Origin of the sequence: Streptomyces sp. NPDC052023, from assembly GCF_044548465.1 — a bacterium.
In the GTDB taxonomy this organism is placed as follows: Bacteria; Actinomycetota; Actinomycetes; order Streptomycetales; family Streptomycetaceae; genus Streptomyces.
On record NZ_JBIUBW010000002.1, the window covers coordinates 544661 to 560699 of the forward strand.

The 16039-nt window shown below is 72.6% G+C and carries 17 protein-coding genes; 9 read left to right on the forward strand and 8 right to left on the reverse strand.

The genetic code is table 11. The features are described from left to right. Positions 1–16: 16 nt before the first annotated feature. Complete coding sequence (locus tag ACIHCM_RS06595) at positions 17–622, reverse strand: TetR/AcrR family transcriptional regulator (protein WP_399890040.1); 606 nt, start codon at positions 620–622, stop codon at positions 17–19. A gap of 232 nt (positions 623–854) precedes the next feature. Between ACIHCM_RS06595 and ACIHCM_RS06600 the strand changes: the two genes are divergently transcribed. The 3 genes from ACIHCM_RS06600 to ACIHCM_RS06610 all read left to right on the forward strand — a co-directional run bounded on the left by ACIHCM_RS06600 (position 855) and on the right by ACIHCM_RS06610 (position 3882). Continuing rightward, positions 855–1754, forward strand: a complete 900-nt coding sequence (locus tag ACIHCM_RS06600) for an alpha/beta hydrolase (protein ID WP_399890043.1) — start codon at positions 855–857, stop codon at positions 1752–1754. 119 nt (positions 1755–1873) lie between these two features. Next, positions 1874–3220, forward strand: a complete 1347-nt coding sequence (locus tag ACIHCM_RS06605) for a sensor histidine kinase (protein ID WP_399890046.1) — start codon at positions 1874–1876, stop codon at positions 3218–3220. Further along, positions 3217–3882 carry a response regulator gene (locus ACIHCM_RS06610; protein WP_399890050.1) on the forward strand — a complete coding sequence of 222 codons (666 nt, stop codon included), beginning with the start codon at positions 3217–3219 and terminating at the stop codon, positions 3880–3882. The genes ACIHCM_RS06605 and ACIHCM_RS06610 overlap by 4 nt, the downstream gene beginning before the upstream one ends. A 46-nt stretch (positions 3883–3928) precedes the next feature. Here the strand turns inward: ACIHCM_RS06610 and ACIHCM_RS06615 are convergent, their stop codons facing one another. Next, positions 3929–4537, reverse strand: coding sequence for a DJ-1/PfpI family protein (locus tag ACIHCM_RS06615; RefSeq protein ID WP_399890053.1), 609 nt, complete (start codon positions 4535–4537; stop codon positions 3929–3931). Positions 4538–4680: 143 nt separating this feature from the next. Here ACIHCM_RS06615 and ACIHCM_RS06620 point away from each other — a divergent pair, with 143 nt between their 5' ends. After that, on the forward strand, positions 4681–5901 hold the full coding sequence (locus ACIHCM_RS06620; RefSeq protein ID WP_399890057.1) for a cytochrome P450: 1221 nt from the start codon (positions 4681–4683) through the stop codon (positions 5899–5901). Positions 5902–5931: 30 nt separating this feature from the next. Here the strand turns inward: ACIHCM_RS06620 and ACIHCM_RS06625 are convergent, their stop codons facing one another. Continuing rightward, a complete protein-coding gene (locus ACIHCM_RS06625; protein ID WP_399890060.1) occupies positions 5932–7539 on the reverse strand; it encodes an ABC transporter permease in 1608 nt (535 codons plus the stop codon). Continuing rightward, entirely contained in the window at positions 7536–8441 is a 906-nt protein-coding gene (locus tag ACIHCM_RS06630) for an ATP-binding cassette domain-containing protein (protein WP_399890063.1), read from the reverse strand. Before ACIHCM_RS06630 ends, ACIHCM_RS06625 begins: the two co-directional genes overlap by 4 nt. A gap of 103 nt (positions 8442–8544) precedes the next feature. Here ACIHCM_RS06630 and ACIHCM_RS06635 point away from each other — a divergent pair, with 103 nt between their 5' ends. After that, the gene (locus ACIHCM_RS06635) at positions 8545–9075 is read left to right on the forward strand and encodes a GbsR/MarR family transcriptional regulator (RefSeq protein WP_399890066.1); all 531 of its coding nucleotides are present in this window, start codon (positions 8545–8547) and stop codon (positions 9073–9075) included. An 18-nt stretch (positions 9076–9093) separates the two neighbouring features. Here the strand turns inward: ACIHCM_RS06635 and ACIHCM_RS06640 are convergent, their stop codons facing one another. Beyond that, positions 9094–9957 (reverse strand): diacylglycerol kinase, encoded by an 864-nt coding sequence (locus ACIHCM_RS06640; protein WP_399890069.1) that lies wholly within the window; start codon positions 9955–9957, stop codon positions 9094–9096. A gap of 184 nt (positions 9958–10141) precedes the next feature. Between ACIHCM_RS06640 and ACIHCM_RS06645 the strand changes: the two genes are divergently transcribed. Both ACIHCM_RS06645 and ACIHCM_RS06650 read left to right on the forward strand, forming a co-directional pair. Beyond that, positions 10142–11425, forward strand: a complete 1284-nt coding sequence (locus ACIHCM_RS06645) for an adenylosuccinate synthase (protein ID WP_399890072.1) — start codon at positions 10142–10144, stop codon at positions 11423–11425. Between the two features lie 92 nt (positions 11426–11517). Then, a complete protein-coding gene (locus ACIHCM_RS06650) occupies positions 11518–11730 on the forward strand; it encodes a hypothetical protein (protein WP_399890075.1) in 213 nt (70 codons plus the stop codon). 25 nt (positions 11731–11755) lie between these two features. On the opposite strand, the gene ACIHCM_RS06655 is transcribed toward ACIHCM_RS06650, so the two are convergent. From ACIHCM_RS06655 to ACIHCM_RS06665, 3 genes are all read right to left on the reverse strand, one after another. Next, positions 11756–12406: a hypothetical protein gene (locus ACIHCM_RS06655; RefSeq protein ID WP_399890078.1), complete on the reverse strand. Its 651-nt coding sequence runs from the start codon at positions 12404–12406 to the stop codon at positions 11756–11758. A gap of 124 nt (positions 12407–12530) precedes the next feature. Further along, the gene (locus ACIHCM_RS06660) at positions 12531–13232 is read right to left on the reverse strand and encodes a GntR family transcriptional regulator (RefSeq protein ID WP_399890081.1); all 702 of its coding nucleotides are present in this window, start codon (positions 13230–13232) and stop codon (positions 12531–12533) included. Positions 13233–13324: 92 nt separating this feature from the next. After that, positions 13325–14680: an aspartate aminotransferase family protein gene (locus tag ACIHCM_RS06665; RefSeq protein WP_399890084.1), complete on the reverse strand. Its 1356-nt coding sequence runs from the start codon at positions 14678–14680 to the stop codon at positions 13325–13327. Positions 14681–14850: 170 nt separating this feature from the next. Here ACIHCM_RS06665 and ACIHCM_RS06670 point away from each other — a divergent pair, with 170 nt between their 5' ends. Next, positions 14851–15462, forward strand: coding sequence for a type 1 glutamine amidotransferase family protein (locus ACIHCM_RS06670; protein WP_399890087.1), 612 nt, complete (start codon positions 14851–14853; stop codon positions 15460–15462). Further along, on the forward strand, positions 15459–15950 hold the full coding sequence (locus ACIHCM_RS06675) for a MarR family winged helix-turn-helix transcriptional regulator (protein WP_399890090.1): 492 nt from the start codon (positions 15459–15461) through the stop codon (positions 15948–15950). The genes ACIHCM_RS06670 and ACIHCM_RS06675 overlap by 4 nt, the downstream gene beginning before the upstream one ends. Positions 15951–16039: the final 89 nt, after the last annotated feature.

Sequence of the window (16039 nt, forward strand, 5' to 3'; positions counted from 1 at the left end):
CGGGTGCGCGTGCTGCTCACTCGCTGACGTACACCCCCGCCACGGCTGCCGCGTACGCGGCCCGCGCGGCGCGCTCCGCGGCGGGGACGCCGGGGACCACCCCGGTGGTCAGCAGCGTGTAGTACAGGGGCGCCGAGACCGCCCCCACCACTGCCGCGGCGTCCGTGCCCTGCGGCAACTCCCCCCGCGCCACGCCCTGTTCGACGCAGGGCGCCCACTCGGCGACCCGCACTTCGTAGAAGCGCCGCAACGCGTCCGCCGTCCGCTCGTCCCACGTGGCCGCCGCGATCACCGCCCGGAACAGCGCCCCCTGCCGGGGGTCCGCCAACGTCCGCTGCACCAGCCGTGCGTTCGCCCGCAGATCGCCCAGCACGGACCCGGTCTCCTCGCGCGGCAGCGACTGTTCGGCCATGTCCGCGAGCAGATCGGCCACCAGTGCGGTCACGGACCCCCATCGCCGGTACACGGTCGTCCTGCCCACCTCCGCCCGGCGGGCGACGTCCGCGAGGTCGAGATGGGCGAAACCCTGCTCGGCCAGGACATCCCCGGCGGCCCGCAGCACGGCCGCACGCACGCGTGCGGTACGGCCGCCGGGGCGTACGGTGCCGGGCTCGGCGGTCATGGGCGGTCTCCTCGGTGCGGCGTGTGCGGCGGGACATCGCCTCGGGTCATGGCGACGGGCCGGCGACTCGTGAGTGGCCCCTCAGCGTAAACGAAACCGCGGAACCGTTTGCAGGCCCCTCACCGAGCGTGACATCCGCGTGCAGCCCCACGTCACCGGCCTGATACCGTCCCGGCCAACGGCCGCTTACCCCTGGTCCGCCAAACCCGTTACGCCGCTGAGAGGTTGGAGCATGCCGGACGACGCCGCAGCAGCCCGGGCCGCCGCCGAGGAGGAATCCGCCTTCTCACATGCGGCCGTCCACCCCGACGCCACGGCGGCCTACGGCGACCACCCCGACCAGGTGATCGACTTCTACGCCCCGCGCGGCACGGAAACCGCCGGGCCCCCGGCCGTGGCCCCGCTCGTCGTGGTGCTGCACGGGGGTGCGTGGCGGGCGCCGTACGACCGGCGGCACATCAGCCCGTTCGCGGACTTCCTGGCACGACGGGGGTTCGCCGTGGCGAGCGTCGAGTACCGCAGGGGGGCCGACGCGGCTACGGGTGCGCGCGGCGGTGCCGAGGGGCCGGTCGCCGGTCGCTGGCCGGAGACCTTCGACGACGTCGCCGGCGCACTGGACGCGCTGCCCGCCCTCGTACGGGAGGCCGTGCCTCAGGCCGACTTCCGCCGTACGGTGATCACCGGGCACTCGGCGGGCGGGCAGCTGGCACTGTGGGCGGCCGCCCGGCACGTGCTCCCGGCGGACGCGCCGTGGCGCACGGACCGGCCCGCGCCGCTGCGGGGTGTCGTGGCCCTGGCCCCGATCGCCGACTTCGCCGTGGCCGCGAAGCTCGACGTCTGCGGAGGCGCGGCGGGTCAGCTCCTGGGCGGCCAGGAGCACTTCGTGGAACGGCAGCCGTATGCCGACCCGGCGCTGCTGCTGCCCACCGGCATCGCGACGACGCTCGTCCAGGGACGTTCCGACGTGGTGGTGCCGCAGGCCGTCGCCGAGTCGTACGCGGACGCGGCGGCGAAGGCGGGGGAGATGGTGGGGGTGACCCTGCTGGGGGACGTCGGGCACTTCCCACTGATCGATCCGGCGGCGGACGCGTGCGCGGTGGTGGCGGAGGAGATCGCGCAGCTGGCCTGGTGAAGGTGGCTCGCGCGCGGGCCGGGGCCACCAGGGCCGGCCCGTAGTACCTGAGAGGGATCCCGAAGGACCCCTCTCACTGGTGACGACCGCGACCCCGGCCTCGCCGTACCGTTCTGGACGTGACCGAGACGACCCAGACGCACAGGCCCCCGGCACCGCCGAGCGGTGCCGCGGCGCGCAGCCCCGAGTACCGGCTGGCCCTGGATGCCCTGCGGGGGCTGCGCCAGGATCTGTTCCACGACGCCTTCGCCTACCGTCCGCTGCCCCGCATGAGCCTCGACGGGCCGATGACACGCCGGCTGAAGGGCCGGCTGCGGCACTACGCGGGGTGGACGCCGCACGCGGTGGTGACGTCGGCGGGCCTGCTGGCGATGCTCGTCGGGTACGAGTCGAGTCCCGGGGGGAGCCTCGACGGACTCGTCGGCCTCCTGGCGCTCGCTCCGGTCCTGCTGACCCTCGTCCGTCCCGTCGGCGCCTTCTGGGTATCCCTGGCCGCCGCTCCGGTCTCCGGAATGTTCTACGGCGGCTGGTACGAGTGGCCCTGGCCCCCCGGCAGCCTCGTCGCCCATCTGACCGTGCTGACGATCGTCGCCGTGCGCACCCGGCCCCGTACGGCCGCGTGGATGTGGGCGCTGACCGCGCTCTACGCGTTCCTCGCGGACTCCCTCCTCGGCTCCGGCTACTACGACAGCAACAGCGGCCCGGTGCTGGTCCTGTCGGCGTTCATCCTGCTGTTCGTCGCCGTGCTGCACATCCGCCGTGAGGCCAGGCAGGAGGTGACCGCCCAGCAGACGGTCACCGAGCACGAGCGGTCCCGCCGCACGCTCCTGGAGGAGCGCACGACGATCGCCCGGGAGTTGCACGACGTCGTCGCCCACCACATGTCGGTCGTCGCCATCCAGGCGGAGGCCGCGCCCTACCGGGTGGAGAACCCGCCGCCGGAGCTGGAGCACGCCTTCGTCACCATCCGGGAGAACGCGGTGGCGGCGCTGACCGAGCTCCGCCGTGTCCTGGGCGTCGTGCGCGCCGAGGACTACGAGGCGCCCGAGGCCCCGCAGCCCACCCTCGCCGACCTGGACGCGCTGCTGGCCAACGTGCGGGACGCGGGACTGACCGTCGACAAGACGGTGACCGGGGCCGTGCGCGAGCTCCCCCAGGGTGTGGAACTCTCGGCCTACCGCATAGTCCAGGAAGCGCTGAGCAACACCTTGCGGCACGCGCCCGGAGCGAGCGCCCGGGTCGAGATCGGCTATGTCCTCGGCGGACTGGGCCTGCGCATAGTCAACAGCTCGCCACCGGCGCCCGCCCTGGTCAAGCCCTCGCCCGGCGCGGGCCACGGCATCACGGGGATGCGCGAGCGCGTCACCATGCTCAACGGCGAGATGACGGCCGCCCGCACGGACGAGGGCGGCTACGAGGTGACGGTGTTCCTGCCGGTGGCCACGGTGAGCGAAGGTGACGCATGACCATTCGCGTGCTGATCGCAGACGACCAGATGATGGTGCGCGAGGGCTTCTCGGTCCTGCTGAACGCGATGCCGGACTTCGAGGTCGTCGGCGAGGCGGTCAACGGCCGGGAGGCGGTCGAGAAGGTCCGCGAGCTCTCGCCGGACGTCGTGCTGATGGACATCCGGATGCCCGAGCTGAACGGCATCGAGGCGACCCGGGAGATCATCGCCGCGGACGGCGCGGCGAAGGTGCTGGTGCTGACGACGTTCGACCTCGACGAGTACGTGTACCAGGCGCTGCGGGCGGGAGCGTCGGGCTTCCTGCTCAAGGACGCCTCGGCGCGGCAGCTCGCCGACGGGGTCCGGGTGGTGGCCGCGGGGGAGGCCCTGCTGGCCCCGTCCGTCACCAGGCGGCTGATCACGGAGTTCTCGAAGCTGTCCGACGCCCCCGGCATCCCGGCCACCGCGCAGGCGGCGTACGGGGACCTGACCGAGCGGGAGACGGAGGTGCTGGTGCTGATCGCCCAGGGCCTGTCGAACTCGGAGATAGCCGAGCGGCTGGTTGTGGCCGAGTCGACGATCAAGACCCACGTCAGCCGCATCCTGGTGAAACTGGGCCTGAGGGACCGCACGCAGGCGGCGGTGTTCGCGTACGAGGCGCGGTTGGTGACCCCGGGCTGAGCGGCGCATCGGCATCGAGCAGGACGCCGAGCCCGGGGCGCCGGTGTCAGTGCAGTGCGGCCTCGCCCGTGTGGACGGCGCGCAGGGCGCGCTCGACGGTCTGCTGGTTCTCGCCGACCGGGGCCACGTAGTCGAGGACGGCGCGGGCGGCGTCCTCACCGACCGTGCGGGTGATCACCCAGGTGGCGAGGTACTGCGAGGCCAGGCAGCCGCCCGCGGTGGCGATGTTGCCCTCGGAGTGGAACGGCGTGTCCAGCACGGTGACGCCGCGGGCCTCGACGAAGGGCCGGGTCTTGATGTCGGTGCAGGCGGGCATGTCCTGCAGCAGGCCGAGCCGGGCCAGGACCAGCGCGCCGGAGCACTGGGCGCCGATCAGCTGGCGGGCCGGGTCGAGGCGCAGCCGGGAGATCAGTGCGTCGTCGGCGACCACGTCACGCGCCTTGACCCCGCTGCCGATCAGCACGACGTCGGCCTCGGGAAGGAACTCCATCGGGCGCTGCCCGGTCACTTCGACGCCGTTCATCGAGGTGACCACCGGCGCCGGGGTCGTGATGAAGGCCTCCAGGCCGTCCTTGCGGCACCGGTTGATCAGCGCGGAGGCGATGAAGCTGTCGAGTTCGTTGAACCCGTCGAACGTGACCACGGCCACCTGCATGGCGACTCCTCCAAGTACGGGATGCCCACTCTCCCCGACGCTCCGCTCCGAGGCGAGGGCCAATCGGCGGCCGGTGGCATGCCTTGCGTCACGTCGAGGGAACACCCTGGTCAGTGAGCGTGCTTCCGGGCTAGCGTCCGTCCATGGCAGCTGCTTCGGACCTCGCCTTCGCTCCCTGGGACCCGGCGTTCCTGGCCGACCCGTACCCCGCCTACGCGGAGCTGCGCGCCCGGGGCCGGGTGTTCTACTTCGAGCCCACGGACCAGTGGCTGGTCCCGCACCACGCGGACGTCTCGGCACTGCTGCGCGACCGGCGCCTCGGCCGGACCTACCAGCACCGCTTCACGCACGAGGACTTCGGCCGCACCGCGCCCGACCCGGAGCACGAGCCGTTCCACACGCTGAACGACCACGGGATGCTGGATCTGGAGCCGCCGGACCACACGCGGATCCGGCGCCTGGTGTCGAAGGCGTTCACACCGCGCACGGTCGAGCGGCTGAAGCCGTACGTGGACAAACTGGCCGGCGACCTCGTCGCGGCGCTGGCGGAGGCGGGCGGCGGGGACCTGCTGACGGACGTGGCGGAGCCACTGCCGGTCGCGGTGATCGCCGAGATGCTCGGCATCCCCGAGCCCGACCGGGCGCCACTGCGCCCCTGGTCGGCGGATATCTGCGGGATGTACGAGCTGAAGCCCTCGCAGGAGACGGCGGCACGCGCGGTGCGGGCGTCGGTCGAGTTCTCGGACTGCCTCCGGGAGCTGATCGCCCAGCGCCGCAAGGCCCCCGGCGAGGACCTCATCTCCGGGCTGATCGCGGCGCACGACGAGGGTGACCGGCTCACCGAGCAGGAGATGATCTCGACGGCGGTACTGCTGCTGAACGCGGGTCACGAAGCCACGGTGAACGCCACGGTCAACGGCTGGTGGGCGCTGCTGCGCAACCCCGGCCAGCTGGCCGCCCTGCGCGCCGACCACTCCCTCGTCCCCTCCGCCGTCGAGGAGCTGATGCGCTACGACACCCCGCTCCAGCTCTTCGAACGCTGGGTGCTCGACGAGATCGAGATCGACGGAACCACGATCCCGAGGGGCGCGGAGATCGCGATGCTCTTCGGCTCCGCGAACCACGACGACCAGGTCTTCGCGGCGCCGGAACGCCTGGACCTCACGCGCCGGGACAACCCCCACATCTCCTTCAGCGCCGGGATCCACTACTGCATCGGCGCCCCCCTGGCCCGCATCGAACTGGCCGCGTCCATGCGGGCGTTGCTGGAGAAGGCGCCGACTCTGGCCCTCGCGGAGGAGCCGGAACGCACACCGAACTTCGTGATCCGGGGGCTTCGGGGACTGAGCGTGCGGGTGGGGTGAGGCCCCGGGGCCGCACGGTGCGTGCGGGACTCAGCCGCTGACCACGTCCCGCCGCCGCAACCCCGCGAGCCCCGCCGTGACCAGGGCCACCGCCAGCCCGGTCAGGAGCAGTACCGGCGTCCACCGCATGTCACCGCCGGGCAGCTTCGGCAGGTGGCCGAAGGGGGAGACGTCCAGCACCGCCTGGGGGACGTCAAGGGCCGGCCCGACCCAGCCGATCAGCAGCACCGCCCCGGCGACACCCCAGGCCGCCGTCGCCGCCTGCGGCGACACCCCGTGCAGCAGTACGGCCACCCCGCCGATCACCCAGATCGCCGGGAGCTGCACCAGGCACGCCGCCAGGATCGGGCCGGGGGATCTGCCGTAGCCGGCCGCGAGGCCCAGCCCCGCCAGCAGCATCAGCAGCGCGGACCCGCCGAAGGCGACGACCAGATGGCCCGCCGCCCATCGCAGGCGCCCCACCGCGTTCGCCAGCACCGGCTCGGCCCGCCCCGACGTCTCCTCGCCGTGCAGCCGCAGCACCGACGCCACGACGTACAGGGCGGCGACCAGGCCGAGCATCCCCACCATCGCCGCGAGGAACGCGTCCGTCAGGCCGGACCGGCCGCCCATCCGCTGGAAGATCTCCCGGGCGCTGTCGTTGTCACCGACCAGCTCGGCCGCGCCCTCGGTCATCCCGCCGTACACCACCCCGGCGAGGAGGAATCCGATGCTCCAGCCGAGCACACTGCCCCGCTGCAACCGCCAGGCCAGCGCACCGGCCGTACCGAGCCGCCCCTCGGCCGGACCCGGCCGGCTCGGCAGGAAGCTCATGCCGACGTCCCGCCGCCCGGTGAGCCCGTACGCCACCGCCCCCTGTGCCACCGCCACCGCGGCGAACAGCAGCAGCAGCCACCATCGTTCGGCCGCGAACGGCCGCAGGTTCTCCAGCCAGCCGAGCGGCGAGGCCCAGGTCAGCGGCGAGGAGCCGTCGTCCGTCGCCGAGTCGCCCGCCGCCCGCAGCACGAAGGCCGCGCCCAGCAGCCCGGCCGTCAGCCCGCGCGCCAGCCGGGCGCTCTCGGTGAACTGGGCGACGATCGCCGCCATGGTCGCGAAGACCATGCCGACGCCCGCGATCCCGAGGGCGAGGGCGACTGCTCCGCCGGCGCCGTGACCGGCCAGGCCCCCGGCGACCAGCAGCGCCAGCACGCCGTTCGCCACAAGTGCGGTCAGCAGTGCCGCCGTCAGCGGGGCCCGCCGGCCCACCATCCCGGCCGAGATCATCTCCTGCCGGCCGCTCTCCTCCTCGTCGCGCGTGTGCCGTACGACGATCAGCAGGCTCATCACCGCGGCGAGCGCACCGGCGTACACGCCGGCCCGCCACGCGGTCAGCGCGCCGAGCGAGTCGCCGAACACCGGGCCGATCATGGCGCGCAGCGAGGCGTTGGTCTCCATCTGGCCGACCAGGCCGGCGCGTTCGGCGGCGGTGCCGTACAGGCCTTCGAGGGTGCTCGGCATGGACAGCACCATCAGGGCGTTCACGCCGGCCCAGACCGGGACCAGGACCCGGTCGCGGCGCAGCGCGAAGCGCAACAGGGTGCCGGTACCGGCCAGTTGGCGCGACCCTGTGCCCCCTGCCGTGAAGATCGTGGCGGTCATCGCGCGGCCACCTCTGCGCGCTCGTCGGCGTAGTGCCGCAGGAACAGCTCCTCCAGGGTGGGCGGCGTCGAGGTCAGGGACCGGACGCCGGAGCCGCTCAGGGACCGGAGCACGTCGTTCAGCTTGTCGGTGTCGACCTGGAGCCGGACCCTGCGCCCCTGTACGTCGAGGTCGTGCACGCCGGGCAGACGGGCGAGCCCGTCCGGCGGGCCGGCCAGCTCGGCGGTCACGCTGGTACGGGTCAGATGGCGCAGGTCGGCGAGCGAACCCGTCTCCACCGTGCGGCCCTTGCGGATGATGCTGACCCGGTCGCACAACTCCTCGACCTCGCTGAGGATGTGGGAGGACAGCAGGATCGTCCGGCCGCGCTCCCGCTCCTCGGCGACGCACCGCTGGAAGACCTCCTCCATCAGAGGGTCGAGGCCCGAGGTCGGTTCGTCGAGGATCAGCAGGTCGACGTCCGAGGCGAAGGCGGCGACGAGGGCGACCTTCTGCCGGTTGCCCTTGGAGTACGTGCGGCCCTTCTTGGCCGGGTCCAGCTCGAACCGCTCCGTCAGCTCCGCGCGGCGCCGCCTGTCGAGGCCGCCGCGCAGGCGGCCGTACAGGTCGATGACCTCGCCGCCGGAGAGGTTGCGCCACAGGGTCACGTCCCCGGGGACGTACGCGATCCGGCGGTGGAGTTCGACCGCGTCGGCCCAGGGGTCCTTGCCGAGGAGCTGGGCGGCGCCGGAGTCGGCGCGCAGCAGGCCGAGCAGGACGCGGATGGTGGTGGACTTGCCCGACCCGTTCGGGCCGAGGAAACCGTGTACCTCACCGGACTCGACGTCCAGGTCGAGGCCGTCGAGCGCATGGGTCCGGCCGAACGACTTGTGCAGGCCGGAGACGGTGATTGCCTTCGTCATGATGCAGAACGTACGCTTACTTCAGAAGTTTGTGAAGTTAAGGAAGCGTATAAATCGTCGGTACACTGAGGGTGGGGCGCTGAGCAGGGGAGATGATGCCGTGATGACGGAACCGGGCGGGAACCGGAGCGCGCGGTCAGGCGCGGAGGGGACGAGTGCACGCGACCCCGAGACCGTCTCCCGTTTCGTCGAGCACTTCGCGGCGCAGCTCGTGGAGGCCGGGATGCCGAGGATGCCCGCCCGGGTCTTCGCCGCCCTGCTCGCCTCCGACGCCGGTGCCCTGACCTCCGCCGAACTCGGCGAACAGCTGCAGATCTCGCCCGCCGCGGTCTCCGGCGCGGTGCGCTATCTGGCCCAGGTCCACATGGTCTCGCGCGAGCGGGAGCCCGGTTCGCGCCGGGAGCGGTACCGGGTGCACGGCGACCAGTGGTACGAGGCGCTCACCAACCGCGAGGCCGTGCTCAAGCGCTGGGAGGACGCCCTGCGCGACGGCGTCGACACCCTCGGCCCCGGCACCCCGGCGGGCCGCCGGCTCGCCGAGACCCTCGCCTTCTTCGAATACCTCGAGGGGGAGCTGGACGCCCTGATGGAACGCTGGCGCGCGCACCGGGAGGAGCTCTTCGGCCGGAGCTGACCCCGCGACGCCGGCCCCTTACCGCAAGCGCGCCGCACCGCCCGGCAGCGTCAGCCCCCACGCCCCCTCCCGCACCCGCCACGTCCGTGTCCGCACCGGTCCGCTCACGCCCGCGTCCGAGTGGTAGCGGAAGTCCGCTCCCGAGACGGTCACCGTCCGTCCCTCCGCGCGCAGCGGCGTCGCCTCCGCGCCCACCGACAGCGGGCGCACCTCGATCTCCGCCGCGCCGGAGCCGTCCGGGGCGACGGACACGGCCTCGACCGGCTGGTCCAGATCGACCAGCGTCGACCCGTCGACCTCGATCCGCAGCCGCGCCGGTGCGGGCGCGGGCACCGACGGCAGCCGCGCCGGACGGGCCGCCACCAGGGTGCGCACGAGCGACTGGCAGGTCCGCAGCCAGGGCGCCCGGGCCGCGGCCGTACCCCCCTCTCCCAGTGGCACCGGCGGAATCCGCAGCGCGCCGAGCACCACCCCGTCGCTGTCGTCGACGAGCAGGTCCAGGCGCCGTTCGATCCCCTCCAGCACGGCCCGTGCCGCCGGCACCGTGCTCGTCGGCACCCCCAGGGCCGTGGCGAGAGCCAGGGCGGGCCCCACGGGGACGAGCGACAGCACACTTCCGGCCAGCTCCCGCTGCCGGTGCAGCAGGGCCACCGTCCGCACCAGGGCGCGGTCGTCGCCGATCACCACCGGCCGCCGTGAGCCCCTGCGGGCCAGGGCCCGGGCGAACTCCTCCGGTCCGTCGGGCAGGCACACCTTGGCGGTCGCACCCGCGCTGAGCACGTCCTTCGCGATGCGGACGGACTCCCCGTCCGTCCTCCGAGCGACCGGATCGATGATCACCAGCAGCTGATCGGACGTCGGAGAAGTCGCCACCTCGGTCATGCCTCGCTTCCTCGGGTAGCATCTTTGTGCAAGAGCCCCTTGCGCTATTGCGCCAGGGGCTTCGTCTATTCCGGGGCATCCGGTCCGACGGCGCGGCCAACGACGGCCGCGGGGCACGCGGCGGCAACTCCACCGCGTTCGCCCCTGACCTTGGACATGCCCCGCCCGGAAGGGGTGTACGCGCGTGCCCGCACTTGTGCTGCTCGGTGCTCAGTGGGGTGACGAAGGCAAGGGAAAGGCGACGGACCTGCTAGGCGGGTCGGTCGACTACGTAGTGCGCTACCAGGGCGGCAACAACGCCGGCCACACGGTCGTCGTCGGCGACCAGAAGTACGCGCTGCACCTGCTCCCTTCCGGAATCCTCTCGCCCGGCTGTACGCCGGTCATCGGCAACGGCGTCGTCGTCGACCCGTCTGTCCTGCTCTCCGAGCTGAGCGGGCTGAACGAGCGTGGCGTCGACACGTCCAAGCTCCTGCTCAGCGGTAACGCGCACATCATCACGCCGTACAACGTGACGGTCGACAAGGTGACGGAACGCTTCCTCGGAAAGCGCAAGATCGGCACCACGGGCCGCGGCATCGGCCCGACGTACGCCGACAAGATCAACCGCGTCGGCATCCGGGTCCAGGACCTGTACGACGAGTCGATCCTCACGCAGAAGGTGGAGGCCGCGCTCGACGTCAAGAACCAGATCCTCACCAAGCTCTACAACCGCCGCGCGATCGCCGTCGGCCAGGTCGTCGAGGAACTGCTCGGCTACGCGGACCAGCTCGCGCCGTTCGTCGCCGACACCGTCCTGGTCCTGAACCAGGCGCTGGAGGAGGACAAGGTGGTCCTCTTCGAGGGCGGCCAGGGCACCCTCCTGGACATCGACCACGGCACGTATCCGTTCGTGACGTCGTCCAACCCCACGGCGGGCGGTGCCTGCACCGGCGCCGGTGTCGGCCCCACGAAGATCAGCCGCGTCATCGGCATCCTCAAGGCGTACACGACCCGCGTCGGCGCGGGCCCGTTCCCGACGGAGCTCTTCGACGAGGACGGCGAGGCGCTGCGGCGCATCGGCGGCGAGCGCGGTGTGACCACCGGCCGTGACCGCCGCTGCGGCTGGTTCGACGCGGTGATCGCCCGCTACGCGACCCGTGTGAACGGCCTGACGGACTTCTTCCTCACCAAGCTCGACGTCCTCACCGGCTGGGAGCAGATCCCCGTCTGCGTGGCCTACGAGATCGACGGCAAGCGGGTCGAGGAGCTGCCGTACTCGCAGACCGACTTCCACCACGCGAAGCCCGTCTACGAGATGCTGCCCGGCTGGTCGGAGGACATCAGCAAGGCCAAGTCCTTCAGCGACCTGCCGAAGAACGCGCAGGCCTACGTCAAGGCCCTGGAGGAGATGTCCGGCGCCCCGATCTCCGCGATCGGCGTGGGTCCGGGCCGGGACGAGACGATCGAGATCAACTCGTTCCTGTAGCCGGCCTGCCGGCCCTCCTTTCCACGCCCGCCGCTACGCCCTCCGGGTGCGTCCGGCGGGCGTGCGGCCGTCGGGGGCGGTGCAATCGGCGTATGAGCAACCACGGGATCGTGCCGTGCCATGGCCCGTACGGCGGAGAGGGCGCCGACGCGGCGGGGTCGGAGTGCTCCGACCCCGCGGTCTTCGAGGTCGCGCGCCACAACAGGGCGCCCCTGCGGGTGTGCCCGGTCCACCTCGGGCCGTCCCTGCTGATGGCGGCCGGAGTGCTGTGGCCGCCTGCCGTCATCCTCATCGGCCGGAGCTGAAGCGGGGCCCGGGAGGGCGGCCCGGTCAGCTGAACACGATCATCGACCCCTGTGCCAGGCTCCGCGTCGCCGCCGCGTGCAGCCCGAGCCAGACGTGACGCTCGCGGGCGAACGGGCTCGGGTCGTACGGGGCGGGAACGGCGGGCTCCTCCAACTCCGTGGGACCTGAAGGGGGCTGGGGGGCGGCCGGGGGGTTGGCCGGGTCGATGCCGATCGACGGGGCCACGAACTCCAGCTCGCGCAGCAGCGCCTGCGAGGAGCCCAGCGGGCCGCCGCCCGCGAGGAGTTCGTCGTCCGACAACGGGTGCGGGAAGTCGACGGGGACGTACGCCCCGGCGTGGTCGTAGTGCCAGACCAGATGGGACTGCTGGGCCGTCGTCTCGAACATCTCCAGGAGCTGTTCGTAGTCGCCGCCCAGTTCGTCGACCGGCGTCACCGGCAGGCCGCACACCTGGAGCAGATACGCGCGGCGCAGGAAGTGCAGCGCGTCGTAGTCGAAGCCGGCCACGGGGGCGACCTCGCCGGACAGGCCCGGCATGTACTGGTACACCGGCACCGGCGGCAGCCCGGCCTCGGCGAGCACCTTGTTGTATTGCGCGAGTTCCTCGGCGAACGGGTTGTCGGGGGTGTGGCACAACACGTCGACGAGCGGTACCAGCCACAGGTCACAGGCCAAAAGAGGGCTCCTCTTCACGCAGGCGGCGCGGGGTGTTGACGCAGGCAGCGCATAGCACGTTGGTCGAAGAAGGGTAATCCGTGTGCCGCGGGGCGGGGCCCCGCGTGCAGGTCCCATACCCACGTCAGACGTCGGCCAGCCGCTCGATCAGAGCCAGCGCGTGCGCGTTGTGCTCGGCGACCAGGGAGCGTGCGGCGTCGGTGTCGCGCCGTGACAGCGCGTCGATCAGTTCGGTGTGACGGGCCCACAGGTGACCGCGCAGATCGGGGAGCCGGCGCAGATGCTGCACCGCGCACACCCAGGACTGCACGCGCAGCCGGTGCAGGAAGTCCACCAGGTACGGGTTGCCGAACAGGCTGCCCAGCTCACGCCAGAAGCGCAGGTCGTAGCCGATCAGCACGGTGAGGTCCCCGGCGCAGGCGGCGCGCTGCGCCTCCTCGCCACGCCGCCGCACACCCGCGAGGGCGGCGGCCGTGTAGGGGTCGCCCGGGTCCTGGAACTGCGGCGGGCCGCCCCGGCCCCGCTCCAGGGCGTGGAACATGCCGTCCATGACCAGGCTGCGCGCCTCGACCAGCCCACGGAAGTCGGCGAAGGAGTACTCCCGCACCCGGAAGCCCCGGTGCTGGAGCGCGTCGAGCAGCCCCTGCGCGGACAGGTCGACCAGCGCCTCGCGCACCGGCGTCGCGGAGACCCCGTACTGGTCGGCGATCTCCTTGACCGTGAACTCCTGACCCGGCTGGAGCCGCCCGGCCAGCACCTCGTCGCGCAGCGCGTCCGCGATCTGCTGCCGCAGGGTGCTGCGGGTCACAGCGCCGTTGCCGGGCATGGTCGGGCGGTCTCCTCGTCGCGTGCGGGGGGCGTGCTCGTGGTGCGGGTCCACGAGCACGCCACCATACGCGGTCGGATGCCCGGCCGTGATTACTCGGTGTGCTCGTCGGCCACCGACAGGGCCGCGTCCAGCGCCGCCAGACCCTCCTTGAGTTCGGCCTCGGTCACGTTGCACGGCGGGACGATGTGTGTCCGGTTCATGTTCACGAAGGGCCACACCCCGCCCGCCTTGGCCGCCGCCGCGAACGCGGCCATCGGCGCGTTGGCCTCGCCGGCCGCGTTGTACGGCACCAGCGGCTCGCGGGTCTCCCTGTTCCGCACCAGCTCCAGCGCCCAGAACATGCCGGTGCCGCGCACCTCGCCCACGGACGGGTGCCGCTGCGCCAGCTCCCGCAGCGCCGGGCCGACGACGTCGGCGCCGAGCCGCGCCGCGTTCTCGACGACGCCTTCCTCGGCCATCACGTTGATCGTCGCGACGGCGGCGGCGCAGGCGAGGGGATGGCCGGAGTAGGTCAGTCCGCCCGGGTAGGGCCGCTTGCCGAAGGTCGCGGCGATCTCCCCGGAGATGGCGACGCCGCCGAGCGGCACATAGCCGGAGTTCACGCCCTTGGCGAAGGTCATCAGATCCGGCACGACGCCGAACAGGTCCGCCGCGAACCACTCACCGGTGCGACCGAACCCCGCCATCACCTCGTCGAGGACGAAGACGATCCCGTACGTGTCGCAGATCTCGCGGACGCCCGCGAGGTAGCCGGGCGGCGGCACCATGATCCCGGCGGTGCCGGGGACCGTCTCGAGGATGATCGCGGCGACGGTCGCCGGGCCCTCGAACTCGATCGTGGCCTGAAGGTGCTCCAGCGCCCGGGCGCACTCCTGCTCCTCGGTCCCGGCGTAGAAGCGGGAGCGGTAGAGGAAGGGCGCCCAGAAGCGCACGACGCCGGAGGTGCCGCTGTCGTTGGCCCAGCGGCGCGGGTCGCCGGTGATGTTCACGGCCTGCTGGGTGCCGCCGTGGTACGAGCGGTAGGCCGAGAGCACCTTCGGGCGGCCGGTGTGCAGCCGTGCCATCCGCACCGCGTGCTCGACGGCGTCGGCGCCGCCGTTGGTGAAGAAGATCTTGTCGAGGTCGCCGGGGGTGCGCTCGGCTATCAGACGGGCGGCCTCGGAGCGTGCCTCGACGGCGAAGGCCGGCGCGAAGGTGGACAGGGTCCCGGCCTGCTCCTGGATCGCGGCGACGACCTTCGGGTGCTGGTAGCCGATGTTGGTGTAGACGAGGCCGCTGGTGAAGTCCACATAGCGGTTGCCGTCGTAGTCCCAGAAGTACGACCCCTGCGCACCGGCGACGGCGAGCGGGTCGATGAGCTCCTGCGCGGACCAGGAGTGGAACACGTGCGCGCGGTCCGCCGCCTTCACGGCGGCACCGGCGGCGGGATTGGGCTGAGGGGTCATGCGGCCGAGCGTAAATGTCCGGGATGCGGACGCGACATCGGCGTCCTGTCTGCGGTCTCACGCATTCCGCGACAGGTTGTCGACGGTGGACGGGAGGGACAGTTGACAGGATGCTGTCGAAAATGACAGCATCCTGTCATCGATCCTGCCGCATGACCCGAGGAGGAGTCATGAACAGCGCTCGCAAGCCCGTCCACCTGGCCGTCTACGACACCCTGGCCGACTGGGAGACCGGCCACGCGACGGCGTACCTCGCCCGCGCCGGGCACGAGATCCGCACCGTCGGTGTCACCGCCGGCCCGGTCACCAGCCTGGGCGGACTGCGCATCCGGCCCGACCTGACCCTGGACGGCGTACGGCCCGAGGACAGCTCGCTGCTGATCCTCCCGGGCGCCGACCTCTGGGACGCGGGCGACGATCTCGCGCCGGTCGCCCGCAAGGCCCGCGAGTTCCTGGCCGCAGGGGTGCCCGTCGCCGCGATCTGCGGGGCCACCGCCGGGCTCGCCCGCGAGGGCCTGCTCGACGACCGGGACCACACCAGCGCCGTCTCCTTCTACCTCGCCGCCACCGGCTACCAGGGCGGCGAGCGGTACGTCGAGGCCGACGCGGTCACCGACCGCGGCCTGATCACCGCCGGGCCGACCGAGCCGGTCGCCTTCGCGCGGGAGATCCTCGGGCTGCTCGGGGTGTACGAGGGCGAGGTGCTCGACGCCTGGTACCGGCTGTTCCACGACTCCGACGCGGGGGCGTACGCCGTGCTCGAACAGGCGGGTGCGCGGTGAGCCACCGGCGGCAGGACCTGTTCAGCCGGGGGGCGCTCGGCGTCTTCCGGCTGAACGGCCAGTTCCTCGCGGTGGCGGAGGACCTGGCCCGCCCCGCCGGGCTCACGGCGGCCTGGTGGCAGGTGCTCGGCGCGGTGCTGGGCGAGCCGCTGCCCGTCGCCGGGATCGCCCGGGCGATGGGCATCACCCGGCAGAGCGTCCAGCGCATCGCCGACCTGCTGGTCGAGCGGGGCCTGGCCGAGTACCGCCCCAACCCCACCCATCGGCGCGCCAAGCTGCTGGCCCCCACCGAGGCGGGCGTCGCGGCGGTGCGCCGGATCGGCCCCGGGCACGCGGATTTCGCCGACCGGCTGGCCCGGGCGCTGGGCGAGGAGGAGTTCGAGGAGACCGTCCGGGTGCTGGAGCGGCTGTCGCGGGTGCTCGACGAGGTGGGGAAGCCGACGGACGCCGGGGACCGTCAGAGCGGGGGCGCGGGGAGACAGGGGTGAGGTACGCCGGCACGGGGGCGTCGCCACTGAACCGTCGTCACGCACTCGCCGGCGGAGTCCGTCGGTACCGGATCACCGTTACGGAACCG